This is a genomic window from Spiroplasma endosymbiont of Melanargia galathea (assembly GCF_964031075.1).
In the GTDB taxonomy this organism is placed as follows: Bacteria; Bacillota_I; Bacilli_A; order Mycoplasmatales; family Mycoplasmataceae; genus Spiroplasma_A; species Spiroplasma_A apis.
Map to the genome: position 1 here is coordinate 31,126 of NZ_OZ035000.1, position 25,128 is coordinate 56,253.

Annotated in this window: 27 protein-coding genes and 1 other annotated feature; of the genes, 25 read left to right on the forward strand and 2 right to left on the reverse strand. The window is 32.1% G+C overall.

What is annotated here, in order from left to right; all coding sequences use genetic code 4:
- Positions 1–6: 6 nt before the first annotated feature.
- The 25 genes from cysS (at position 7) to AAHM92_RS00275 (ending at position 23,446) form a co-directional block, all read left to right on the forward strand.
- A complete protein-coding gene (gene cysS, locus AAHM92_RS00155; protein ID WP_023788812.1) occupies positions 7–1,338 on the forward strand; it encodes a cysteine--tRNA ligase in 1,332 nt (443 codons plus the stop codon).
- Positions 1,322–2,062, forward strand: coding sequence for a 23S rRNA (guanosine(2251)-2'-O)-methyltransferase RlmB (gene rlmB, locus AAHM92_RS00160; protein ID WP_023788813.1), 741 nt, complete (start codon positions 1,322–1,324; stop codon positions 2,060–2,062). Before cysS ends, rlmB begins: the two co-directional genes overlap by 17 nt.
- Before the next feature lie 46 nt (positions 2,063–2,108).
- Positions 2,109–2,663: a hypothetical protein gene (locus AAHM92_RS00165; protein WP_023788814.1), complete on the forward strand. Its 555-nt coding sequence runs from the start codon at positions 2,109–2,111 to the stop codon at positions 2,661–2,663.
- A gap of 28 nt (positions 2,664–2,691) precedes the next feature.
- Positions 2,692–2,850 (forward strand): 50S ribosomal protein L33, encoded by a 159-nt coding sequence (gene rpmG / locus AAHM92_RS00170; RefSeq protein WP_500222472.1) that lies wholly within the window; start codon positions 2,692–2,694, stop codon positions 2,848–2,850.
- A gap of 1 nt (position 2,851) precedes the next feature.
- Positions 2,852–3,265 (forward strand): preprotein translocase subunit SecE, encoded by a 414-nt coding sequence (gene secE, locus AAHM92_RS00175; protein ID WP_500222474.1) that lies wholly within the window; start codon positions 2,852–2,854, stop codon positions 3,263–3,265.
- A 12-nt stretch (positions 3,266–3,277) separates the two neighbouring features.
- Entirely contained in the window at positions 3,278–3,904 is a 627-nt protein-coding gene (nusG, locus tag AAHM92_RS00180; RefSeq protein ID WP_500222476.1) for a transcription termination/antitermination protein NusG, read from the forward strand.
- Positions 3,905–3,951: 47 nt separating this feature from the next.
- A complete protein-coding gene (locus AAHM92_RS00185; protein WP_500222478.1) occupies positions 3,952–4,467 on the forward strand; it encodes a peptidylprolyl isomerase in 516 nt (171 codons plus the stop codon).
- Positions 4,468–4,564: 97 nt separating this feature from the next.
- On the forward strand, positions 4,565–4,999 hold the full coding sequence (gene rplK / locus AAHM92_RS00190; protein WP_500222479.1) for a 50S ribosomal protein L11: 435 nt from the start codon (positions 4,565–4,567) through the stop codon (positions 4,997–4,999).
- Between the two features lie 2 nt (positions 5,000–5,001).
- On the forward strand, positions 5,002–5,688 hold the full coding sequence (gene rplA / locus AAHM92_RS00195; RefSeq protein WP_023788820.1) for a 50S ribosomal protein L1: 687 nt from the start codon (positions 5,002–5,004) through the stop codon (positions 5,686–5,688).
- Positions 5,689–5,902: 214 nt separating this feature from the next.
- Positions 5,903–6,051, forward strand: a sequence feature (ribosomal protein L10 leader region).
- Positions 6,052–6,078: 27 nt separating this feature from the next.
- On the forward strand, positions 6,079–6,579 hold the full coding sequence (rplJ, locus tag AAHM92_RS00200) for a 50S ribosomal protein L10 (RefSeq protein WP_023788821.1): 501 nt from the start codon (positions 6,079–6,081) through the stop codon (positions 6,577–6,579).
- Positions 6,580–6,636: 57 nt separating this feature from the next.
- Positions 6,637–7,002 carry a 50S ribosomal protein L7/L12 gene (gene rplL, locus AAHM92_RS00205; protein WP_023788822.1) on the forward strand — a complete coding sequence of 122 codons (366 nt, stop codon included), beginning with the start codon at positions 6,637–6,639 and terminating at the stop codon, positions 7,000–7,002.
- Between the two features lie 69 nt (positions 7,003–7,071).
- Positions 7,072–7,662: a CatB-related O-acetyltransferase gene (locus AAHM92_RS00210; protein WP_023788823.1), complete on the forward strand. Its 591-nt coding sequence runs from the start codon at positions 7,072–7,074 to the stop codon at positions 7,660–7,662.
- Between the two features lie 110 nt (positions 7,663–7,772).
- Complete coding sequence (gene rpoB / locus AAHM92_RS00215) at positions 7,773–11,639, forward strand: DNA-directed RNA polymerase subunit beta (protein WP_500222481.1); 3,867 nt, start codon at positions 7,773–7,775, stop codon at positions 11,637–11,639.
- A 16-nt stretch (positions 11,640–11,655) separates the two neighbouring features.
- Positions 11,656–15,420 carry a DNA-directed RNA polymerase subunit beta' gene (rpoC, locus tag AAHM92_RS00220; protein ID WP_023788825.1) on the forward strand — a complete coding sequence of 1,255 codons (3,765 nt, stop codon included), beginning with the start codon at positions 11,656–11,658 and terminating at the stop codon, positions 15,418–15,420.
- Between the two features lie 72 nt (positions 15,421–15,492).
- The gene (gene rpiB, locus AAHM92_RS00225; protein ID WP_500222483.1) at positions 15,493–15,915 is read left to right on the forward strand and encodes a ribose 5-phosphate isomerase B; all 423 of its coding nucleotides are present in this window, start codon (positions 15,493–15,495) and stop codon (positions 15,913–15,915) included.
- 9 nt (positions 15,916–15,924) lie between these two features.
- Positions 15,925–16,548: a uracil phosphoribosyltransferase gene (upp, locus tag AAHM92_RS00230; protein ID WP_023788827.1), complete on the forward strand. Its 624-nt coding sequence runs from the start codon at positions 15,925–15,927 to the stop codon at positions 16,546–16,548.
- 104 nt (positions 16,549–16,652) lie between these two features.
- Positions 16,653–17,024, forward strand: coding sequence for an MG406 family protein (locus tag AAHM92_RS00235; protein ID WP_500222484.1), 372 nt, complete (start codon positions 16,653–16,655; stop codon positions 17,022–17,024).
- A 36-nt stretch (positions 17,025–17,060) separates the two neighbouring features.
- On the forward strand, positions 17,061–17,885 hold the full coding sequence (locus AAHM92_RS00240) for a F0F1 ATP synthase subunit A (protein ID WP_023788829.1): 825 nt from the start codon (positions 17,061–17,063) through the stop codon (positions 17,883–17,885).
- 82 nt (positions 17,886–17,967) lie between these two features.
- Positions 17,968–18,213, forward strand: coding sequence for an ATP synthase F0 subunit C (gene atpE, locus AAHM92_RS00245; RefSeq protein WP_407636226.1), 246 nt, complete (start codon positions 17,968–17,970; stop codon positions 18,211–18,213).
- On the forward strand, positions 18,200–18,763 hold the full coding sequence (atpF, locus tag AAHM92_RS00250) for a F0F1 ATP synthase subunit B (RefSeq protein WP_023788831.1): 564 nt from the start codon (positions 18,200–18,202) through the stop codon (positions 18,761–18,763). The genes atpE and atpF overlap by 14 nt, the downstream gene beginning before the upstream one ends.
- A gap of 1 nt (position 18,764) precedes the next feature.
- Positions 18,765–19,316 (forward strand): F0F1 ATP synthase subunit delta, encoded by a 552-nt coding sequence (locus tag AAHM92_RS00255; RefSeq protein ID WP_500222486.1) that lies wholly within the window; start codon positions 18,765–18,767, stop codon positions 19,314–19,316.
- A gap of 10 nt (positions 19,317–19,326) precedes the next feature.
- Positions 19,327–20,898 (forward strand): F0F1 ATP synthase subunit alpha, encoded by a 1,572-nt coding sequence (gene atpA, locus AAHM92_RS00260; protein WP_500222487.1) that lies wholly within the window; start codon positions 19,327–19,329, stop codon positions 20,896–20,898.
- Complete coding sequence (gene atpG / locus AAHM92_RS00265) at positions 20,899–21,744, forward strand: ATP synthase F1 subunit gamma (RefSeq protein WP_500222489.1); 846 nt, start codon at positions 20,899–20,901, stop codon at positions 21,742–21,744.
- A gap of 17 nt (positions 21,745–21,761) precedes the next feature.
- A complete protein-coding gene (gene atpD / locus AAHM92_RS00270) occupies positions 21,762–23,156 on the forward strand; it encodes a F0F1 ATP synthase subunit beta (protein WP_500222490.1) in 1,395 nt (464 codons plus the stop codon).
- Entirely contained in the window at positions 23,156–23,446 is a 291-nt protein-coding gene (locus AAHM92_RS00275) for a FoF1 ATP synthase subunit delta/epsilon (RefSeq protein WP_023788836.1), read from the forward strand. Before atpD ends, AAHM92_RS00275 begins: the two co-directional genes overlap by 1 nt.
- Before the next feature lie 34 nt (positions 23,447–23,480).
- On the opposite strand, the gene AAHM92_RS00280 is transcribed toward AAHM92_RS00275, so the two are convergent.
- Together AAHM92_RS00280 and AAHM92_RS00285 are read right to left on the reverse strand one after the other, a co-directional pair.
- Positions 23,481–24,419: a 5'-3' exonuclease gene (locus AAHM92_RS00280; RefSeq protein WP_500222492.1), complete on the reverse strand. Its 939-nt coding sequence runs from the start codon at positions 24,417–24,419 to the stop codon at positions 23,481–23,483.
- A gap of 11 nt (positions 24,420–24,430) precedes the next feature.
- Positions 24,431–25,033: an IMPACT family protein gene (locus AAHM92_RS00285; protein ID WP_500222493.1), complete on the reverse strand. Its 603-nt coding sequence runs from the start codon at positions 25,031–25,033 to the stop codon at positions 24,431–24,433.
- Positions 25,034–25,128 lie beyond the last annotated feature (95 nt).

Sequence of the window (25,128 nt, forward strand, 5' to 3'; positions counted from 1 at the left end):
CAAAATATGAAGTTATATGATTCTTTGTCATCCGAAGTTAAGGAAATTGATGTTCCAAAATATTGTATTTATACTTGTGGTCCAACAGTTTACAGTTATATACACATAGGTAATGCAAGACCTTTAATTTTAACAGACATAATTATCAGATACTTAGATTACAAAAACATCAAACATAAATATTTATTAAATATTACTGATATTGACGATAAAATAATTAACCAAGCCGAGGTAGAAGGCATTCCTGAAGAAGATTACGCTAAAAAATATACAGAGTCTTTTTTAGAAGATATGAAAAATCTTAATGTTAAAAAGCCGGAAAAAATCATATCAATCTCTGAGAAGATTAACGAGATTGTAGATTTTATTGATATGCTCATAAAAAGTGGTCATGCATATGAAGTTGATGGAGACGTCTATTTCAATGTAAAATCACTTGAACAAAAATATGGTAATTTGTCTAAACAAAGCATTGAGGAATTAGAAGTTGGAAACAGAATTGAAGAAAATAAAAACAAGATCAATCCACAAGATTTCGTACTTTGAAAAAAAACAACTAAAGGAAAAAAATGGTTATCGAAGTGAAGTCTAGGAAGACCTGGATGGCACACAGAGTGTGTGGCACTTATAGATGGCTTCTTTAGTAATACTATAGATATACATGTTGGCGGTATTGATCTAAAGTTCCCACATCATGAAAACGAAAGAATTCAATATATCGCAAAGAAATCTTGTGAACTATCAAATGTGTGACTGCATAACGGTCACCTATCAATTGATAACATTAAAATGTCAAAATCTTTGAAAAATACAATATTAGTTAAGGATTTCATAAGAGATTATGGAGCCAATGAGTTAAGATATATATTCTTAAACAGTAATTACAAACAACCTATAAACATTAATCAAGAGACATTAAAACAATCTTCTGAGTGGGTTTCGAAAATTGAAAACTTATTAAGGAAGATGAATTGATCAATTGCCTGTGATTATATAAAGACAAATAATAAAACGCCAATTGACGATGATTTCAATTCGTATAACTACGTTTCAAGATTTAGAAGCTATATTAATAATGACTTAAATACACCAATGATTATTTCTTTAATTAATGAAATGGTGAAAAACATCAATAAACAATTAGCTTTTAAAGAAGTGGACAAAACGTATGAAAAATTAGTTCTTATAATCAACACCCTAGGATTCAGGTTTGATATCAAAAACCTTAATAGCGAAAATGTGAAAAAGATTAGAGAATGGCAAGGGGCTTTATTAAAAAAAGATTTTGAAGTGGCGGATAAGTTAAGAGAAGAGTTAAAACATGAAAAAATCATCTAATAAAAAAAATTTAATCTACGGTAAAAATGTGGTTGAGAATGTAATAATAAACTTTCATAATCAAATTAAAGAAATCTATATATTAAAGGGTTATGCATTTAGTCAAGAAGCTTACTCAATAATAAAGAAGTACAACATTAAATGAACCTCGTGCGAGAAAGAAACTTTTTCAAAATTTATACAAGAAAAAGTTACCCACCAAGGGATAATTGCAGAGGTAAAACAGTTTCAATACTCAAAATTAGATGACATAATAGATTATTCAAACACTCAACAAACAATTCTTATTTTAGATCGAATACAAGACCCAAACAACTTTGGAGCAATTATTAGAACCTCATCCCTTTTTGATGTGACCGGAATTATAATTTTAGATCACAATCAAGTGGATGTTACACCAACAGTAGTTAAAGCTTCTGCAGGTGCAATTTATTGTACCCCAATAGTTAAAGTCTCAAATATTAGTAATGTAATAAATGTTTTAAAAGAGAAGGGTTACTGAATCTATTGTTCTCTTTTAACTGAAGAGTCAATTAGTATCAATGAATTAAAATTTGATAAAAAAACTGCAATAGTTTTAGGAAGTGAAGGTGAGGGTGTGCTTAAAAAAAATGCATCTCATTCTGATTTCTGTTTTAAAATTCCAACTAGTAATAAAATTAATTCCTTAAATGTATCTGTTGCGGCAGGTATAATTTTGTACGAAAGAAGTAAACAAAATTAAAATTAAAGAAGTTATTTTTACCTTAATTGTAGATTATTTTCCAGAGTTGCCTGAAGATCAGGCAAAATGGTTAGCATGAGTCATTAATCAAAATATTAGCAAATGCGCATTTTTAAACAAAGATATATTTTTAGAACCCGAAGATTTAATAACTGCAACATATTTTGCCTTAAAAGAAGTGCGGTCAAAGTATGTAACATATAAAGGAATCAAGTTAACAACATACACAATGTTTATAGTTAAATTGCGGTTATTAGATTATGTGCGACAAGCACGAAGAAAAAGCGAAAAAAACCACATTAAACGAAGGAGTTTTTATTCAGAAGATTATTTAGATGGTGTTGAATACGACCTAGAAATATTTTCTTTCTCACAATATCAAAGCTCCAAAATAACAAGAGAAATAATTGAAATGATAAATGAATACATTGAAAGTATAGAAGATGAAACACACAAAAAAGCATTAATTTATTTGTGTATGGGAGAATCTAAATACAAAATATGTGAAATTTTATCAATCAAAAGACGGGATTTAGAAAGATATAGAATCAAGTTAAAAAAGTATTTAATTAGTTTGATAAATGGCTCAAGTAATATATAATTATTTGGTAAGAAAAGAGCTGTTTCATATGCCAAAAAACATTAAGAAAGTCATTCTAGTATGTAGTGAATGCTTAGAAAGAAACTATACGATCCAAAAAAGCGCATTATCTCAAAAAGAAAGACTTGTAATAAAAAAGTTTTGTAAAACTTGTAATGCCCACACTACCCACAAGGAGACTCGATAATATGAGTAATAAGCAGAAAAAAAATGAAGATAAAGCAAAAGCTAAACTTATAAAAATTGAGCAAAAAAATGCTTTAAAAGAAGCCAAAAAACGAGAAAAAGCTCTTAAAAACGAGCAAATGAAGGAACTTTACAAGCAGTTGGATAGTGATAGTGGACTAACACAAGAAGAAAAACTAAAAAAAGCTAAAGAAACAAAGATTAAAAAACACAAAGAAAAAATAAATTATAAACTAGCACTAAAAGAAGCACCAATTAAAATGTTGAAGGAGATCAACAAAATTAAATGATCAGATAGAAATAATCTCGGATCTAAATTTTTGTGGGTTATCATATTCCTTTTAATATTTGGTATATTTTTCTACGCAGTTGATTATGGTTTACAATGATTATTTGTAATAACAAAGATCATATAGGAGGTAATAAGAGTGGAAAGCACTTTGATAAATTTAGAAGAAGAACTAGAGTCTTACAAAGGTCAATGATTTGTTATTAACTGCAATAGTGGTCACGAAGAAAGAGTACGTGGAGATTTACTTCAAAAAGTAGAAACATCTAGTTTAGAAGATAGAATTTTTAATATTAGAATAGCAAAAGGACCAGTTAATGGGAAAAATAATAAAGTAGTCGAAAAAAATAAATTTCCAGGATACATCTTTATTAATATGTTGATGACAGATGAAACTTGATTTATTGTTCGTAACACACCTGGTGTCACTGGTTTTATAGGTTCATCAGGTAAAGGTGCAAAACCGCTTCCATTAACTAGTGAAGAAGTTTCTAGAATGCTAGATGTTCAAGTCGAAGAAAAGACTAAAAAAACTCATTCAAAAGGCCAACCAAATCAGTCTAAAAAAGAAAAGATCTTATTTGAAGCTGATTTTAAAATCAAAGAAGTGGTCAAAGTCAAAGACGGACCTTTTTCAAATACCGAAGGACAAGTTGTCGAAATGGATTTTGAAAAAGGTGTCGCAGTTGTTAATATTGAATTATTCGGAAGAATTACACCAACAGAATTTGAGTTCAACAGCTTGGAGTTGGCTTATAAATATTAAAATAAAACTTTGGGTCACCAAAGTTTTGTTATATAAAGGAGATTATAATGAAAACAATCAAAGTTCAATTACAATTAATTGATGGCAAATGTATAAATCTTGATTTATATCCTGACTTAGCCCCAATAACTGTAGAAAATTTTTTAAAACTTGTAAAAAGTAACTTTTATGAAAATTTGATATTCCACAGAGTTATAAATGGTTTTATGATTCAAGGTGGTGGATTAGACCAAAATATGGTTGAAAAAGAAGCGTCTAATACTATTAAAGGTGAGTTCTCAGTAAACGGCTGAAATAAAAATACTACAACTCTTTCTCATGAACCTGGTGTTGTTTCTATGGCAAGAACTAGTATATTAGACAGTGCTTCTAGCCAATTTTTTATCGTTACAGGAGATGCTAAATTTCTAGATGGTCAGTATGCTTCTTTTGGAAAAGTCTCTGATGAAAAAAGTATGGACATTGTCAAGGATATTGAAAAAGTTAAAACTATGTCAAAGAGTTATCATGATGATGTCCCTATAGATCCAATTATTATTAAAACAATAACGATTTTAGAATAATTTGTGATAATATTATTTATGGCAGATTTTAATTGTGGAAGTATAGACCAGTATGTGTTTATGCGATATGACCACAGCGAAAACGGAGGTGTTGTTCGTGGCAAAAAAAATCACACGTATAGCAAAATTGGAATTTATGGCAATGCAAGCAAAACCAGGAGCTGAATTAGCATCACTTGGAATTAACATGCCCCAATTCACACAACAATTTAATGAAGCCACTAAAGAAAGAGCTGGGGAGGTAGTCCCTGTAGTTATAACTGCATATGACGACAAGTCTTTTGACTTTGTTTTAAAAACTACCCCAGCAGCGTTTATGTTAAAAAAAGCAGCAGGAATACAAAAAGGTTCAAAAACACCTGGTAAAGAAGTTGTTGCAACTTTAACAGCTGACGATATTAAAAAGATAGCAGAGTACAAAATGCCAGACTTGAATGCTCACACAATTGAGGCAGCAATGAAAATTATTGAAGGATCAGCAAAAAATATGGGTATCAAAGTAACTGGAATGCCTGAAGAGGAAGCTAAATAGTTATGAGAAAATTAAGCAAAAAATTTAAAGTAGCTAACGATAAGGTAGACAAAACAAAGCTTTACACTATCACTGAAGCAATTAAGTTAGCAAAAGAAACTTCAATAACTAAATTTGACTCGACTGTTGAAATTGCTTTCAACCTAAATGTCGATCCAAGACATGCTGACCAACAAATTAGAGGTGCATTAGTATTGCCTGGCGGTACCGGAAAAACACAAAAAGTTTTAGTTTTAACAAAAACAAAAGTAAAAGAAGCACAAGAAGCTGGCGCAGACTTCGTTGGAGCAGAAGAATTAATACAAAAAATTCAAAAAGAAAGTTGATTCGAATACGATGTTATTGTAGCTACTCCAGAAATGATGGCTGAACTAGGTAAAATAGGTAAAGTATTAGGACCAAAAGGTCTTATGCCAAACCCTAAAACCGGAACTGTTACTACCGATGTAAAAAAAGCATTGGAAGAAATTAAAAAAGGTAAAGTTGAGTATAGAACCGACAAAGAAGGAAACATACATTCGATAATCGGTAAAGTTTCATTTAATGAAGACAAATTACTACAAAATTACCAAGCAATTTTTGATACAATCAAGAAAGCTAAGCCAGCAGCTGTTAAGGGAACATACATTAGAAATATTTCATTATCTACTACAATGGGTCCTGGAATAAAAGTTCTTATCGAAAATTAAAATTTTAAACCTGTACTCAAACGTACGGTTTTTTTTTTTTTTTGTACAAAATTTAATAACACTAAATATACCTATTTGTGATGCGAATCATTTTTTCTATGGTTGTGTTCCTTGATTCATACACAACCATAAAGTTGGGTATGAACCAAATCGATTTTAGAGTTCAACTAATATATTTAAAATATATGAAAGGTAATGATTTTTTTGTGGTAATATAAAAATGCTATTCGTACCAAAGAAAGTAACTGGGAATCCCTTAATTTGTTACCGAGGAATGAAATTACATATTTAAGCACTTTAAGTGTGAGTTATTGTATTTTTAATTTACCTCGGAACTACGTTTCGAGGTTTTATTCTGATTACTAAAATAATGAAAAGGAGGTTATGTATATGAAACTTGCAAGACCGGCACATGCCAAAAAAAACGAAATTGTTAAAGAGCTTTGTGACAGAATTAAAAATTGTAAAGGTTTAGCTATAGCTGATTACAAAAACCTGTCTGTTGCACAAATGACTGATTTAAGAAATCAAGCTCGTGAACAAGGTATATTTGTTAAAGTTTACAAAGATTCTCTAGTAAAAAGAGCTATGGAAGAATTAAAAATAACAGGTCTAGATCCTTATTTAGTTCAACAAAATGTTTATATATTTTCTGATGAAGAAGCTTTATATCCAGCAAAACTTGTAGCAAATTTTGCAAAGACTAATCCAGATTTAGAACTTAAAGCTGGTATCTATGAGGGTACTGTTCTTGATACAGCAGCGATCACTGAAATTGCTTCTCTTCCATCAAAAGATGAATTATACTCAATGTTCGCTTCATCTCTTATTTACCCATTACGTCAATTCATGTTGACTGTAAAAGAAATAGCAAACACAAAATCAGAATAACAAAATAGAATTAAGCGTACAAATAGCGATTTTTAAAGAAAAAAGGAGACACATAAAATGGCAATTACAAAAGATGATATTATAAAAGCATTAGAAGAAATGAAACTTACTGAATTAAATGATTTAGTTAAAGCAATAGAAGATCACTTCGGAGTTGTTGCAGCAGCCGCAGTTGCAGCACCAGCAGCCGCAGGAGCTTCTGCAGCACCAACTGAAGTTAATGTTATGTTAACTAATCCAGGTGGAAACAAAGTTTCTGTTATTAAAATAGTTAAAGAATTAACTGGTTTAGGTTTAATGGATGCAAAAAAATTAGTAGACGGAACTCTACCTGTAACTATTAAAGAAAACGTTAAAGTTGAAGAAGCAGAAGAAATGAAAAAACAACTAATGGATGCTGGGGCATCAGTTGAGTTGAAATAATTTCATACGATTTAAATAATCCCAAAAGGGTTATTTTTTTTATTTAAAATATATTTAAGGAGATAATTTATGCCGCGTTCTAAAAAAATATTTATTTTAAATGAATATATTACTAATAAGAATATTGAAATCGGTGACTATACTTATTACTACTCTCTTGATGGAGAAATGGGAGCGAGAGACTTTCAAAATAAAAATATACTTTATCATTTTCCGGATATTTATGGTGACAAGTTAGTTATTGGTAAATATTGTGCGATTGCCCATGATGTTAAGTTCATTATGAACGGGGGCAATCATAGAATGGATTCATTCTCAAGCTTTCCGTTTGAAATGTTCGATAGTTTCAAGAAAGGGTTAAGTTTAAAAACCCCAAAAGAAAAAGGTGACACTATTGTTGGTCACGATGTATGGATAGGGCTTGGTGCAACAATCATGCCCGGTATTACTATTGGTAATGGTGCAATAATTGGTGCTATGTCAGTTGTCACAAAAGATGTGGAACCATATTCGATAGTCGCTGGAAATCCTGCCAAACAAATCAAGAAAAGATTCAGTACTTCCGAGATAACTGCCTTGCAAATGGTAAAATGATGAGATAAGACACACGAAGAACTCTTGAAGTTAATACCAGAGCTTTTAAATAAAACAAATTGATAAAGACCTACTAATTCAGAAAAAATGAAAATTAATTGCAAATACTATTGATTTAATTGTCTAATTCATATAGAATTTGTTTGCGTATGTTTTACTCGAATGGAGGCTATTTGATGAGTTATAAAGTAAAAAATGTAAATGCATTAGTTCAAAGACGTGACTATACAAAGGTATCTGGTGATCTTGCACTGCCAGACCTTATAGAGTTACAAACTAAGACATTTAAATGATTTTTAGATGAAGGAATAAAAGAGGTTTTCGACGAGGTATTTCCAGTTGTATCTGCTGATGGTGATATAATCCTAACATTAAGTAATTGAAGTTTTCGAGAACCAAGATTATCTATTGTTAAGGCAAAAGAAGAATCAAAAATCTTCGAGGCACCGATTTATGCAGATCTTTCACTAACAATCCATCAAGAAAATGTTGAAATATTCAAAGAAGATATTTCAGGTGACATGCAGACCTTTTTAAAAGGCTGACTGCAAGAAAAAATAGAATCATCGGGGGTAGAATTTAAAAACAGCCAAGATAAGCTGTACTTTTTTGAGTTCAAATCTAAAACCGGTGACAAAGATTCTATTCAAATAGAAATAATAGAAGAGAAAGATGACTTATATTTAGCAAATATTGACATCTACAAAACAGGAGAAGTATTTTTTGGAGAGTTCCCTCTTATGACTGATAGAGGAACATTCATAATAAACGGAAGTGAAAAAGTTGTGGTTTCTCAACTAGTTAGATCTCCGGGGAGTTATTTCAAAACTGAATTAAACAGAAAAAATGGAGAGACTATCTACTATGCGGATATAATTCCTTCAAGAGGAACATGATTAGAATTTGAAGTCGACTCAAAAAAATTATTAGACAACAAAGTTGCAAATGTATTTTACGTAAAAATTGATAAGTCTAGAAAAACAACAGCGACAAGCTTATTAACATCTTTCAAGATGGATAAAGAAACTATACTTGAATTGTTCGACAACGACCCAGTTATAACAACAAGTTACGAGCAAGACTCACTAGTTGGTGACATAAATATTGATTGAGAAAATCAAGTTCAAGAAATATATAAAAAAATTCGACAAGGTGAAACAGCAACAGCTGATGGAGCAAGTAAATATCTTTATGGTCTTCTATTTGATAAAAGAAAATATGACTTGACCAAAGCTGGAAGGTTTAAGTTACAACAAAAATTAGCTGTAAAAAACAGACTTGTTGGAAGAGTGTTAGCTGAAGATCTTGTTGATGTTTCTGGAAAAGTGATTTTTGAAAAAAACACAGAGATAACAAAAGATATGTACAAAGAGGTTGAACGAGTTCTTGATAATGGTGCTATGGTGCACAGGGTCTCATTTAACGAATTAATTAAATCTTCAAATGAAATTCAAAGAGTTAAGGTTTATAAAGATAATGATTTAAGAGATGAAGTTACAACAATAATAGGGATAACAAATACTTCTAATGATGAATTTATAAATGTAACTGATATTATTGCTACTATTTCATATGCAATAAACTTAATGGATGATATTGGTGAAGTCGATGATATTGACCACCTAGGAAATAGACGTGTACGTACAGTTGGAGAACTACTTCAAAATCAATTCAGAATTGGAATGATGCGTATCGAAAAGAATGTTAAGGAAAAATTAGCAACTTCTAATCCTTTTAAAATGAAACCATCAAGTATCATAAATAATAAACCACTTACTGCAATAATTGGTGAGTTTTTCAACTTATCACAATTATCTCAGTTCATGGATCAAACAAACCCACTAGCAGAACTTACAAACAAACGTCGTTTAACTGCTCTTGGACCAGGGGGTTTGAGTAGAGATAGAGCTGCACTTGAAGTGCGTGACGTTCACCCTTCACATTACGGGAGAATTTGTCCTATCGAAACTCCAGAGGGACCAAATATCGGTTTGATAAACAACTTGTCTACTTATGCACGTATTAATAAATATGGATTTATCGAAACACCATATAGAAAAGTAGAAAACGGTAAGGTTCTTATCAACGAATATGAATATCTGACTGCTGATAAAGAAAGAGATTATGTTGTTGCGCAGGCAAACATCCAAATAGACGCAAATGGTAAAATCCTAGACGACAGTGTGATAGCTCGTTACAGAGGAGATGACATAATGGTACCACCTATGGATGTTGATTATGTCGATGTTTCTCCAAAACAAATTGTCTCAATTGCAACATCTTGTATACCGTTTTTAGAAAACGATGATGCCAACAGGGCACTTATGGGTGCGAACATGCAACGTCAAGCAGTTCCCCTTATCAATCCTGAATCACCAATAGTTGGTACAGGTGTTGAACACGAAGCTGCCCGTGACTCTGGTGATGCAGTTGTTGCCAAAACTGATGGTATAGTAAAATATGTTGACTCAAGAAAAATAACTGTTGAAGAAAGTAGTGGAGTAAGAAACTATGTCCTAAACGACTTCAATAGATCGAATAATGGTACAGCTATTACTCACATCCCGATTGTTAAAGTGGGAGATAAAATTAAAGAAAGAGATATATTAGCTGATGGTCCTTCAATGGAAAACGGAGAATTAGCATTAGGTCAAAACTTAGTCGTTGCGTTTACCACTTGAAATGGGTATAACTACGAAGATGCTGTAATCCTTTCAGAAAGAGTTGTAATCGATGATCGATTCACTTCAATACATATTGATGAATACACAATCGAAAGAAGACAAACTAAACAAGGACCAGAAGAAATTACTAGAGAGATTCAAAATATAAGTGAAGCTAGCAAAAAACACTTAGATGAAGAAGGTATAGCTGCTATTGGTTCAGAGGTTAAGGTGGGTGATATCCTTGTAGGAAAAGTTACACCAAAATCTCAAACTCAATTATCACCTGAAGACAAATTATTACATGCAATATTTGGTGAAAAATCAAGAAATGTAAAAGATAATTCTTTAAGAGTTCCTAATGGTGGAGAAGGTATCATTAAATCTATTAAAAGATTTAGTAGAGCAGATGGTCATGATCTACCCGCAGATATTTTAGAGATTATCAAAGTATACGTAGTTCAAAAACGTAAAATTCAAGAGGGAGATAAAATGGCTGGAAGACACGGTAATAAGGGTGTTATTTCAAAAATTTTACCAATTGAAGATATGCCACATACAGAAAACGGAGTACCTGTTGACATTATGTTAAATCCACAGGGGGTTCCATCACGTATGAATATAGGACAAGTTTTAGAAATACATTTAGGAATGGCAGCTAAGAAATTAGGAATAAAAGTAAGTACTCCTGTTTTTGAGGGTGTCAAAGAAAATGAGTTAATTGAAATCATGGAAGAAGCCGGAATGGAAAACTATGGTAAAGTTAAACTTATCGATGGTAGAACAGGTGAAGCATTTGACAAACCAATATCTGTTGGTGTTATGTATATGTTAAAACTTTCACACATGGTTGATGATAAGTTACACACAAGAAACATTGGTCCTTACTCATTGATTACTCAACAACCATTAGGTGGAAAAGCACAAAATGGGGGACAAAGATTTGGAGAAATGGAAGTTTGAGCTCTTGAAGCTTATGGAGCTGCTTACACATTGCGTGAAATTCTAACTATCAAATCAGATGACATCAAAGGACGTATAAAAACTTATGAATCTATTGTTAGATCTAAACCAATCCCTAAACCAAGTATCCCAGAATCTTTCAATGTTCTTACAAAAGAGATTATGGGACTTGGATTTGATATGCATATGATAGACGAAGAGGGAAACAAAGTACAAATTAACGCTTACGATGAGTCAGAGATTGAAACTGAATACGACAATCTTCACTTACCAGAACAAGTAGAAGCCTTCGATGCAGATGATGTTGAGGAATTCTCTGAAGCTTCAGAAGAAGATGAATTATTTTTAGATGACGAAGAGTTAAGCTTAGATGAAGCGGAAATCGACGAAGATTTTGATTTATCAAACATAGATTAATAAGGAGAAGGATAAAATGGGAAACCCAAATAAAAGAATGATAAAAATAGAGCTTGCTTCTCCTGATGTGATTAGATCTTGATCACGTGGTGAAGTAACAAAACCAGAAACAATAAATTATAAGACACTGAAAACCGAAAAAGAAGGTCTATTTGACGAAAGAATCTTTGGACCAACTAAAAACTACGAATGTAGTTGCGGTAAATATAAAAAAGTTAAAAATAAGGGAAAAGTTTGTGAACGTTGTGGAGTTGAAATTACTGAGTCAATAGTAAGACGTGAACGAATGGGACATATTGAATTAGAAGAACCAGTTACACATATATGAATGCTTAAAGTAGCTCCTTCAAGAATCGCTTCAATTTTAGATTTAAAAACAAAAGAAGTTGAAGAAGTAGTATACTTTGTAAGTCATATTGTTCTTGATCCTGGAAACTCACGTCACCTTAAAAGAGGACAAGTACTAGATCTTGGTAATGCAAAAGCAAGTTTAAAAACTAGAGAGAAGCTCTTGAAAACATTGGAAGACATCAAGGTAAACCTTGAACCAGAATCATTACAATGAAAAAGAGCGGAAATCTTAATACAACAACTTAAATCTCCACAAACACCATTCTCAATGGATGAGGCAGCTTCATTCATTTCGAGAAATATTCAAGCTAAGTTTGGTATTGGAGCAAGTGCAATTGAAGAACTTCTAAGTAATATAGATCTTTCTAAAGAAATAGCTAAGATTAAAGAAGATTTAAAAGAACGTAAAGGTTCAACCGAACAAAATAAACTTATGAAACGTCTTGAAGTTTTAGATTCACTACAAAAATCACAATCAAGACCTGAGTGAATGATATTACATGTAATACCTGTAATCCCACCAGATATTAGACCAATAATCCAATTAGATGGAGGAAGGTTTACAACATCTGAAATAAACGACTTATACAGAAGAATAATAATCAGAAATGAACGTCTTAAAAAAGTTAAAACAATGGGTGCACCAAGTATAATTGTTAATAATGAAAAACGTATGCTACAAGAAGCTGTTGATGCATTACTAGATAATGAACGTAAGCCAAGACCTGTAACCGGAAAAGACAAACGTGCTTTAAAATCTTTAACATCAATTCTTAAAGGTAAACAAGGACGTTTCCGTCAAAACCTTTTAGGAAAACGTGTTGACTACTCAGGGAGATCAGTTATTGCTATTGGTCCAGATTTAAAAATGTATCAAGCAGGAATTCCTCGTGATATGGCTATCACATTATTCAAACCATTTGTTATAAGAAGACTACAAGAAAATGAGTTAGCTGAGAATGTAAAAGTAGCGGAAAAAATGATCGCTGCAAATGATTCTAAAGTTTGAGACGTACTTGAGGAAGTTATAAAAGATAGACCAGTATTGTTAAACCGTGCACCGACTCTTCACCGTTTAGGTATTCAAGCATTTGAACCTAAATTAGTAAAAGGGAAAGCTATTCGTTTACACCCTCTAGTAACAACTGCATTTAACGCCGACTTTGATGGTGACCAAATGGCAGTCCATTTACCAATTAGTGATGAAGCGGTTGCTGAGGCAAGAGCTCTTATGCTTGGAAGTAAGGCAATTTTGGGTCCTAAAGACGGAAAACCAATTGTAACTCCAACACAAGATATGATTCTTGGAAACTATTACATTACAACTGAAGAAAAAAGTAATGAAACAAATCAAGTAAAAGGAGAAGCAACTATATTCTCTTCTTGCGAAGAAGTTCATATAGCATACGAAACTGATACAGTCTCTCTAAATGCTATCGTTGCAATACCAGTTAGTGAACTTAAAAATAAAATGTTTAGTCAAGAAGACCAAGACAAATATCTAATCACCACAGTCGGAAAAATCATTTTCAATCAAATGTTCAATGAAGAGTTCCCTTGAATTGTTAATAACAATATATTGAATGCTGAAGAAGAAATTAAAAAATTCTTATTACCTTCCGATATTGATTTACGTAAATATATTCAAGAAGAATATGTAATACAACAACCAATCAAGAAAAAAGAACTCTCATTAATTATTGAAAGATACTTTAAAGCATATGGAGCACAAAAAACTGCACAAATGCTAGATAATATGAAGGACTTAGGATTCAAATACTCTTCTAAGTCTGGAACTACAATTAGTGCAGCCGATGTTGTTGCTTATACTGAAAAGTTTGAAGATTTCAAAATTGCGGATGAAAAAGTTGCACAAATTACAGAGTTTTACAACCTTGGTATGTTAACTAAGACCGAGAAAAAACGTCGTGTCATAAATGTATGATCACAAGTAAAAGATAAAATTCAAACAAAACTAGAAGATGTTCTTAAAAAGGATACTAAAAACCCAATCTTTGTGATGGCTGATTCTGGTGCCCGTGGTAATGTTTCTAACTTCACACAACTTGTAGGTATGAGGGGACTTATGAATGACCCTAAGGGTGATATTAAAGAAATTCCGATTAAATCTTCTTTTAGAGAAGGTCTAACCGTTTCTGAATACTTTATTTCAACCCACGGTGCGAGAAAAGGTATGGCCGATGTGGCTCTTAAAACAGCTGACTCTGGTTATTTAACAAGAAGACTTGTAGACATATCACAAGAAATCATTGTAACCGAAGAGGACTGTGGTACAAGCAAAGGATTTAATGTTCATTCAATTGTTGAAACAAAACATGATAACATAATTGTTCCTTTGAAAGACCGACTTGTTGGTAGATATATTTTCGAAACAATTAGAGATCATACTGGTAAAATCATTGTTGAAACAAATGATTTAGTAACAATTGACATAGCTGACGAAATAATTAAGGCCGGTGTTGAGGAAGTAAACATTAGAACTGTCTTGACTTGTGATACCAATAGAGGTGTTTGTCAAAAATGTTACGGTATCAACTTAGCAACTGGTGACCCTGTTTCAATTGGTGAACCAGTTGGTGTAGTTGCTGCTCAATCAATTGGTGAACCCGGAACACAACTTACAATGCGTACATTCCATACTGGTGGTGTTGCTGGTGGAGCCGATATTACCCAAGGGCTACCACGTATTAAAGAGTTACTCGATGTTACAACACCAAAAGGTTCAATTGCAATCATATCTCAAATCGATGGTGTGGTTAAAGAAGCGAAAGAAGAAGATGGAATATTGTCTATAACAGTTACTTCAGACCAAGATGAGAGAAAATATAAATCTCAATATGGTGCAATTACGCGTGTTAAAGAAGGTGACGAAGTTACAAGGGGACAAAAACTTACCGAAGGTGCAATAAATATTAAAGAATTGCTTGAGGTAGCTAGAATTGAAGATGTTCAAAATTACATATTAAAAGAAGTTCAAAAAGTTTACCGTTTACAAGGTATTGAAATTTCTGATAAATATATAGAAATAATTGTTAAACAAATGTTAAACAAAGTAAAAATAATTGATTCTGGAGATACTCCACTTCTTCCAGGAGAAATTATATCTTCACGAAATTATCGAACAGAGGTTTTAAAAGCTATTGAAGCCGGACAAAAACCTCCATTAGCAAAACACGTAATATTTGGAATAAAAAAAGCACCACTTGAGTCTGATTCTTGATTATCAAGTGCGTCATTCCAAGATACAGCCCGTGTTCTTGTTAAAGCAGTTATCAAGGGTAAAGTTGATAAACTTGAAGGTTTAAAAGAAAACATTATGTTAGGAAACTTAATCCCTGCTGGAACTGGATTAACAGGATCAGCTGATATTATTCAAAGAGGTAAAGACACTTACGACTCAGAATATTAAAACTTGTTTTATAACAAGTTTTTTTAATTGAAATGAAAAAATGGTGTATAGTTTTATCAGGGGGAAAGTGGTTTGAAAATATATATAGGAAATGATCACGCAGCAGTAGAAATGAAAAATGCTATAGTTGATCATCTTGAAAAAAACAACATACAAGTTGAAAATATCGGTACCGATTCAAACGAAGCTGTTGATTATCCAGATTATGGTAAAAAAGTAGCTTCCTTGGTTGTTAATGACGATAGTTCACTAGGTATTGTCATTTGTGGCTCTGGAATAGGTATTTCAATCGCCGCAAATAAAATTGACGGTGCAAGAGCAGCATTATGTTATGAAGAAGAGACAACAATTCTTGCAAGGCAACATAACAATGCAAATATACTAGCACTAGGAGCAAGAATATCAACTGTAGAAAAAGCAATAAGTCTTGTAGATTTATTTATTTATACTAAATTTGAAGGTGGCAGACACCAAAAAAGAGTGGAAAAACTTTAAAGGAGAAAAATGGCTTTTACAATTATTCAACATCCATTAATTATGGATAAAATAACAAGAATGAGAAGAGAAGAAACCTCATCAAAAGATTTTAGAGAAAATCTAAACGAAATAGGACAACTAATGGCCTATGAGGTATTTCGAAATATACCTCTGAAAGAGATAGAAATAAAAACACCTGTAACTAAAACTATCGGAGTAACTATTGATATTCCTGTTGTACTTGTTCCAATAATAAGAGCGGGGTTAGGTATGGTAGAGGGGATTCAGAAGCTAGTTCCCACATCTAAAATCGCCCATGTTGGTTTATACAGAAACGAAGAAACTTTAGAACCCGTGCAATACTTTGCTAAAAAAACTGAAGATATTGAAAATAGTTTTGTACTTGTTGTTGACCCAATGTTGGCAACAGGTGGTAGTGCATCAAAAGCTATTGAAATAGTTAAAGAATGAGGTGCTAAAAATATCAAATTTGTGTGCCTTGTTTCAGTTGAAAAGGGTGTTAAAAGATTGCAAAATGATCACCCTGACGTTGACATTTTCACAGCAAGTCTAGACCCTGTTTTAAATGAAAAAGGTTACATCGAACCGGGGTTGGGAGACGCTGGCGATAGAATATTTGGAACTAAATAACTTTAAAATTTTTTTTCACAATTTTATCTGTTTTTTAATTTATAGACTTATGTAAATTTTAGGAGTATTATATTTGAGATGGAACCTTAGGAATGGTAAGAAAGATGTTAAAAAATTTTTTTATTAAGTGAAAAAAGTTAATTTTGACCTTATTACCCGTTTATTCAATAATATTGACCATATTGATAACTCTTGGGGTTTTTAATAAAATTAGTTATTCGTGAAGCGCTGGTTTCTTATTATCAGTTTTCGCAGGTACTATGGCTTTTATATGTATAAAAGTATCGATCAAGATTTTGCTAAATGAGCAAAATCCATATCTTTACGTTTTTTTCTCAATATTGAGACTTGGCATATATGTGGTTCCATTCCTTATAAGTTTTTATTTACCAATGTACATAAATATATTCAGTGTAATGATTGGTTTAGGATCTATTATCCTAACTAGTTTTTTTTATAAATTTACTAGCAAATAATTCTATATAAGGCATAAAAAGGGGGATATTGGCAAGATGCAAGAAAATTTACAAAAAAATTGAAATCTTCTAAATCCACAACTTATATCAATATTTTTAACGTTTATCGTAATTTGTACATTTTGTATTGTTTATAACGTCAAAATCAGAAACAAAAAAGATGGGCAACAACTGAGCGGATTTTTGGTCTTAACCGAAACGTTTATCACTCAAGTTGAAAATATGATAGTAACAGTTATGGGTAAAGGTTTTAAACATTTGACACCATATGCGATGTACATATTTATGTATGTTGTGATATCATCCATACTAGCAATTCTTGGGTTTGAACCTTTAACAAGTTCATTTACAGTTACTCTCTCAATGGGACTAGTAACCTTTTTTGGAATATATTACTACGGGATAAGATATCAAAAGCTTGCTTTTTTTAAAAAATTTTTAAATCCTGTTGAACTACTAACACAATTTGTTCCATTAGTATCAATTTCATTTAGGTTATTTGGTAATATGCTGGGCGGTAGCATTATTCTGGGCTTGTTATACGGTACGATGATCGGTCTACAAGGAACAATTTTTGTAAAAGAAAATATCGCTAAGCTTGTTGAAGAAGACTGACATAGACAATTCACGTATTGGTGAGGAGGGTTCAACATCTTCACTACTGCACTAATGCCTTGACTTCATTTATACTTCGATTTATTTGATGGGGTCATTCAATCTATAGTGTTTGTTATGCTTACACTCTCATATTGAGGTAACGCAAAAGATGGTGAACACGAAACAGATGGAGATGCGTCCGAGTCTGAAAATATTAAAAAGCTAAAAAGAAAAGAAAAATTATCAAAAGAATTAAGAATTTAAAAAGGAGAACATAAAAATGTTTACAGAAGTACTTACAAATTTTTTCCTAAACTTTGGGGGAAATTGAATTACATTATTACCAATGTTTGCTGAAGGTAATATCGAAAAAGGATTAAAATATCTTGGTGCTGGGATCGCTGGTGTCGGGGTTTTTGGTGCTAGTTTAGGGCAAGGTATACTTGGTTATGGTGCATGTATGGCGATTGGAAGAAATCCTGAGGTTGCACCAAAAATAACTACAACAATGATTATTGTCGCTGGTATTAGTGAATCTGGCTCAATTTATGCCTTAGTTGTTGCCTTGTTGTTAATTTATGCAGTTAATTAATTTTTATCATACAGATACTTTGTTGACAAAGAGCGAATCAGCTCCTGGTGTACCAGATATTGTTAATAATTTATTTCCAAATCTACCAATGTTTATTGCTCACGTTCTTGCAACAATTGTAATAGTTATCTTTTTATCCAGACTTGTTTACAAACCTTTCAAAAAAATGATTGCTGAAAGAAGAAAAAAAATCAATGAACTTCTTGACGATGCCTCTGGAAAACAAGCTATTGCAAATAAAGATAAAAAAGATGCAGAGAAGCTTATAAATATTGCAAAAGTAGAGTCAAAAGAAATTGTTATTAAAGCTAAAGGCGAAGCAGATATACTAAAAATGGAAATTATTGAGAATGCACGTAAAGAGGCGGCAAATATCCAAAATCATGCGAAAAAAACAATTGAGTTTGAGAAAAATGAAGCCAACGAAGAAATACGTAAGCAAATTATTGATCTAGCATTTGAAGCCGCAAATAAAATTATGGATGTAAATGTATCTAATGATGTAAATAAAAAACTCATCGACGAGTTTTTGAATGGCTTAGGTAGTTAAGATGTTAATAAAACAAAGTCTAATAAATAATTGGGCAAGTGCAATCTCTTCAATAGCTATAGAAAATAATAACATTAAAGAATATATTGAATTATCAAATAAAATAAGAAAAATATTTATGGAAAATGATGAAATATCAATTTTTCTAAAAAATAATTTCATAGATTTAAATACAAGATATAACTTTCTGGATAAAGTTTTTTTGAATACTAATTTAGATAAAAACTTGTTAAATGTTTTAAAACTCTTAACAGAACGAAATTTAATCTCAGCAACTAAAAGTATTTTCAAAAAAGTGGAATTCAACTTATTAAAAGCAACTGAGATATCAAAAGGTTATATTTACTCTGTTGAGAAGTTAGATGAAAAACTTATTAAAGAACTAGAATTGAAACTTAGTAAGAAACTTAACCAAACAATTACACTTGAAAATCTGATTGACAAGTCACTTATTGCTGGAATAAAAGTTGAAATCAACGATCATAGGTTTGATTCTTCTATAAAAGGAAAAATAGAAGATATGAAACTTCAAATATTACAAAATAGAAAATAGGGGTGAAAATATGCCACTAAAAATCAACGAAATTTCCGAGGTTATTAAAAAACAAATTCAAAATTACGGAAAAGAAATAGTTAAAAATGAAGAAGGTGTCGTAGCCAGTATCGGTGACGGTGTAGCCTTATTATTCGGACTTGATGAAGTTATGATGGGTGAACTTTTAATCTTTGACAACGATATTTATGGTATGGCTTTAAGTCTTGAAGATGGTGCTGTTGGTGCTGTTATTATTGGTGATGATTCACAAATAAAACAAGGTGACAAGGTCAAAAGAACAAAGAGAGTAGTAGAAACACCTGTCGGAGATGAGTTACTTGGAAGAGTTTTAAATGGTATTGGTCAGCCTATAGATGGTAACGGACCTTTCAAAGAAAACAAGTTCTCTCCAGTAGAAAAAATAGCTTCAGGAGTTATGTCAAGGAAATCTGTCGATCAACCGCTTGAAACAGGTTTGCTTTCGGTAGACTCAATTATTCCAATTGGAAAAGGTCAACGTGAGCTTATAATTGGTGACAGACAAACTGGTAAAACTGCCATAGCAATTGACACTATAATAAACCAAAAAGGTAAAAATGTTAAATGTGTTTATGTTGCAATAGGTCAAAAAGAATCAACAGTAGCACAGGTTGTCGAAAAGTTAAAGCAAGCTGGAGCAATGGAATTTACAACGGTTATATCAGCTTCTGCTAGTGAATCTGCTCCAATGCAATATCTTGCACCTTATTCTGGTGTTTCTATTGCAGAGGAATGAATGTCTCAAGGAGATGATGTCTTAATTATTTATGATGATCTTTCTAAACATGCCGTTGCATATAGAACGCTTGCACTTCTACTTCGTAGACCACCAGGTCGTGAAGCTTATCCAGGAGATGTATTTTACTTACACTCTAGACTTTTAGAAAGAGCAGCAAGGGTTAATGAAAAATTTGGTGGTGGTAGCATAACCGCTCTACCAATTATTGAAACTCAAGCTGGAGATATATCAGCTTACATTCCTACTAATGTAATATCAATTACAGACGGACAAATATTCCTTTCAGATCAGTTATTCAACTCTGGTATTAGACCAGCTGTTGACACAGGTTTATCTGTTTCAAGGGTAGGTTCTTCTGCACAAATTAAAGCTGTTAAACAAATGGCCGGTACATTAAAATTAGAACTAGCACAATATTATGAATTACAAGCGTTTGCAAAATTTGGTAGTGATTTGGACGAGACAACTAAGGCTACATTAAACCATGGAAATAAAATTGTGGAGTTATTAAAACAGAGACAGTATAATCCGTTGTCACAAATTGATCAATCTATAATACTTTTAGCTATTAAAAAAAGATTAATCAAATGACTTCCTGTAAGTGAAATGTCAATTTTCAAAGAAGCGCTGTTGCTCCATTTCAATAATGATAAAACAGCACAAGCCTTAAGAAAATTATTAGAAGCAGAACAAGAGTTCAGTGAAGAACTAACAAAAAAAATTGAAGCACAAATTGTTATTGTTCTTAAAAAAATAATTACCGGAATTAAAGGATGAAAAGCATCAGACTTTGGTGACCAAAAGGAATGGAGCAAATTATAGATGCCAAACCTTAGTGAGTTAAAAACACAAATTGGATCAGTTAAAGATATCGGTAAAATAACAGGGGCAATGGAATTAGTTGCAACAGCCAAATTAAAAAAAATCACTCGTAGAGTTGGTGAAATTCATAATTACCTTGAAGAGGTGTACGACGTTTTCAATTATATTATTTCCAACTCAGAAGATTCGATTTATTTGAAAAAACCTAACCAACAAATTAATAATACATTATGAGTTTTGATATCTTCTAACTTGGGATTGTGTGGCGGTTACAATGCAAATATTTTTAAACTTGTTCAAAATGAAATTAAACAAGAAGATAGCATAATTGCTATTGGGACAAAAGCAATCAATTTTTGTAATCAATATAATTTCAATATCAAGAGCAAAGTTACAAATATTGATGTTGACTTTACTAACGAACAAGCAAGAGAAATTGCATCTGATATCCTGGAAGCATATACTTTAAAAAAATATGATGCAGTTAATATTGTTTATACAAAATTCATCAATAATGCCACATTCGAACCAAGCATTATAAATATGTTTCCGATTGAAAAAAAAGAACAATCAAATACGGGAGAGATTATTACACTTGAACCAGACCCAGAAACAGTCTTGGCTACGTCTATTTCACTTTATTTGAACACAATAATCTTTGGAACAATACTTGAATCTCAGCTTTCCGAGCAAGCAAGTAGAAGAATGGCTATGGAGTCAGCTACAAAAAATGGAAAGGAATTATCACAAGAGCTAACAGTTTTATATAATAGAAAACGACAAGAAAACATAACACAAGAAATTAGTGAAATTGTTGGTGGAGCTAATGCTCAAAATGATAATTAATATAGGAGGTATAAAAAATGAAAATTACTAAAGGTAAAATTATTCAAGTTATGGGTCCGGTAGTCGATGTTAAGTTCAAAGAAAATGAAATGCCAAGCTTGTATAATACTATTGAATTACAAAACAACGGTGGAAAGCTTGTTTTGGAAGTTGTCCAACATATTGGAGATGATCTTGTAAGAACTATTGCCATGGGACCAACAGAAGGTCTTGTAAGAGGAGTGGAAGTTACCAATACAGGAGCACCAATTTCTGTACCTGTCGGAGACGAGGTTCTTGGAAGAATGTTTAATGTGTTAGGTGACCCTATTGATGATAAACCTCCTGTTCAATCAAAAAGAATGCCCATTCATAGAGCGGCACCAACATATGATGAATTGACTACATCAGCTGAAATCTTAGAAACTGGAATAAAAGTTGTAGACTTAATGATGCCTTTCTCAAAAGGTGGAAAAATTGGTTTATTTGGTGGTGCAGGAGTGGGTAAGACAGTTCTTGTTCAAGAATTAATCAATAACGTTGCAAAAGCTCACGGTGGAATCTCAGTATTTGCTGGAGTAGGCGAGAGAACAAGAGAGGGTAACGACCTTTATTATGAAATGATAGAAGCAGGGGTTATTGATAAGACTAGTTTAGTTTTTGGTCAAATGAACGAACCCCCAGGTGCTAGAATGAGAGTTGCTCTTACTGGCTTGACAATCGCTGAATATTTTAGGGATGAAAGAAATCAAGATGTACTACTATTCATTGACAACATCTTTAGATTCACACAAGCAGGGTCTGAAGTATCGGCGTTATTAGGTAGAATGCCATCTGCTGTTGGTTACCAACCAACATTAGCAACTGAAATGGGAGCTTTGCAAGAAAGAATTACATCTACTCAAAAAGGTTCTATTACTTCCGTTCAAGCAGTTTACGTACCAGCAGACGACTTAACAGACCCAGCCCCAGCAACCACTTTCGCTCACCTTGACGCAAGGGTTGTTTTGGATAGATCAATTGCAGCCCTAGGTATTTATCCAGCCATTGATCCACTTGACTCGAGTTCAAGAATTTTAGATCCAAGTATTGTTGGTGAAGATCACTATTCTGTAGCCTTGAGCATTCAAGAGACTCTTCAAAAATACAAAGAGTTACAATCAATAATAGCTATTTTAGGTATGGATGAACTATCTGAGGAAGATAGAATTATAGTTAACAGGGCTAGAAAAATAAGAAACTTCATGTCACAGCCATTTACTGTGGGAGAAAAATTCACTGGAAGAAGTGGTAAGTATGTCCCAATATCAGAAACAATTAGATCATTCAAAGCAATCTTAAATGGAGAGATGGACGACGTTCCAGAAACATTATTTATGTATGCGGGTTCTATTGATGAAGTAAATGAAAGATTCAAAAAAGAAAATAAATAATGAAGCTTAAAGTAATCACACCCGACGGAATTTTCTTAAATGATATTGAAGTTAACTATGTTGGTGTTCAAACTAGCGCCGGTGATATGACTATATACTCAAGACATATTCCGATAGTTTCAACACTCATTATTGGTGTTTTGAAATATGAACACGAAAATATAAAAAAATATATTCATGTACATAGAGGAATTTTACAAGTGTCTAAGGAACAAGTGAAAATTCTAACACAACGTCTTTATGAAGTCGACGAAAATGGGAAAAGAATCTCTGAAAACACATACGAATAATAAAAATACTCGTTTATTTCCAAAACGAGTATTTTTATTTTTTTAATTCTGTTTTCTTTAAGAGAAGTGCATCTTCCCTTTTTCTTAATTGGTCTTGAACCTTGTCTTCAATAATCTTTGTAAAAGCTCACATTTTTTCTCTTTTAAGAAAACCCATAAACCTTACATAGTTTACTTGTAATGGCTTAAAGTTGATTCTCCCAAGATCTACATTTTTTAAAATACCTGCTATTTTTTTGTTAATAATAACTTGTTCGCGACAATTTTCTAACCTAGTTCTATGTTCAGGTGGAAAATCACTTAAATTTTTGTAAATGTTTTCGACACTTCCATATTTTTCTATGAGTTTGATTGCCGTGTTGTAATGCATCCCTTTAACACCTTTTATATTATCTGAGTGGTCACCCAACAAACTCTTCATATCTGGTATTTGTGATGGTTTACATCCAAACTTTTCAAAAACTTCTTTTTCTGTTATGGTTTCTTTTTCTGTTTTTTTAGACTGTTGTGAGATTACATTTACATCTTTTGATATTAGTTGGTAAGTATCTTTGTCATTTGAAATAATATCAACCTTATAACCAAGTTTGACAGCAATCCTGGTTATTGTGCCCATGATGTCATCTCCCTCGTACTGACATTTTTCATATCAGGGGATGTTAGCAGATGTTAAAAAATCTCTTACTAATTGCATTTGTGGTATTAAATCACTTGGCGTTTCTTTTCTTGTAGCTTTATAAGCAGGATAAATATCTCTTCTTCAACATTCTTTTCCAACATCAAAGGTAACAATAACTGTGTGATAATTGTTGCTATTAATCATTTCATATATTTTTGCTACAAACACGTAAAGTGCATTAATTAGCACTCCCTCACGATTTACAGCAACCTTTTTCCTTTTTAAAGAACCGTAATATCCTTTATGTAATAAATGATAACCATCAACTATTACGACCTTTTTCTTTTCTTCCATTTTTCATTCTCCTAATAATAATCATATTTTTTTGCTATTATTTCTATTTCGTTACTGATGGGATTTAGAAGTTCTAAATCGTTTATAAAAAAATCCAATACAACAGTATCTTCTCAAAACTCTTTTGTTGTCTCTTTGATAGATAATTTATGTAGATAAGTTGTTATTTTTTTTAAGTGACTAATATTAAAACTTATTTTTAGACTGAATTTGAGTTCTAAAATACTAAAACTCATCTCTTTTAGTAACTGGATTGCACCATTACTATAAGCTCTTTGAAGCCCGCCAGTTCCTAACTTGATGCCACCATAATATCTAACACAAAAGATTATTATGTTCGTCAGCTTGTTAACTTCAATTAGTCTTAATAAAGGTTCGCCGGCTGTTCCTATGGGTTCGCTGTCATTATTGTAACCATATTTTGGATTTTCATAGCCATATTTATAAGCTCAACAATTGTGTCGTGCATCTATTCTTCGATACTTATTTATAAATTCTTCTAAATCAGATTTGTTTTCAACTCTACCTATATAGGTAATAAATTTAGATTTTTTGATTGTTTCTTCAAAGATAAGAACTTTATCAACATCAGGTACCTTCAAATAAATCACCATCGTTACCAAATTTATTTTCTCACATATATGAAAAAAATAAAGGTTTAAGTTGGATTATTTAAAAATAAATATTTAGACTTTTTGTTTTTTGATTG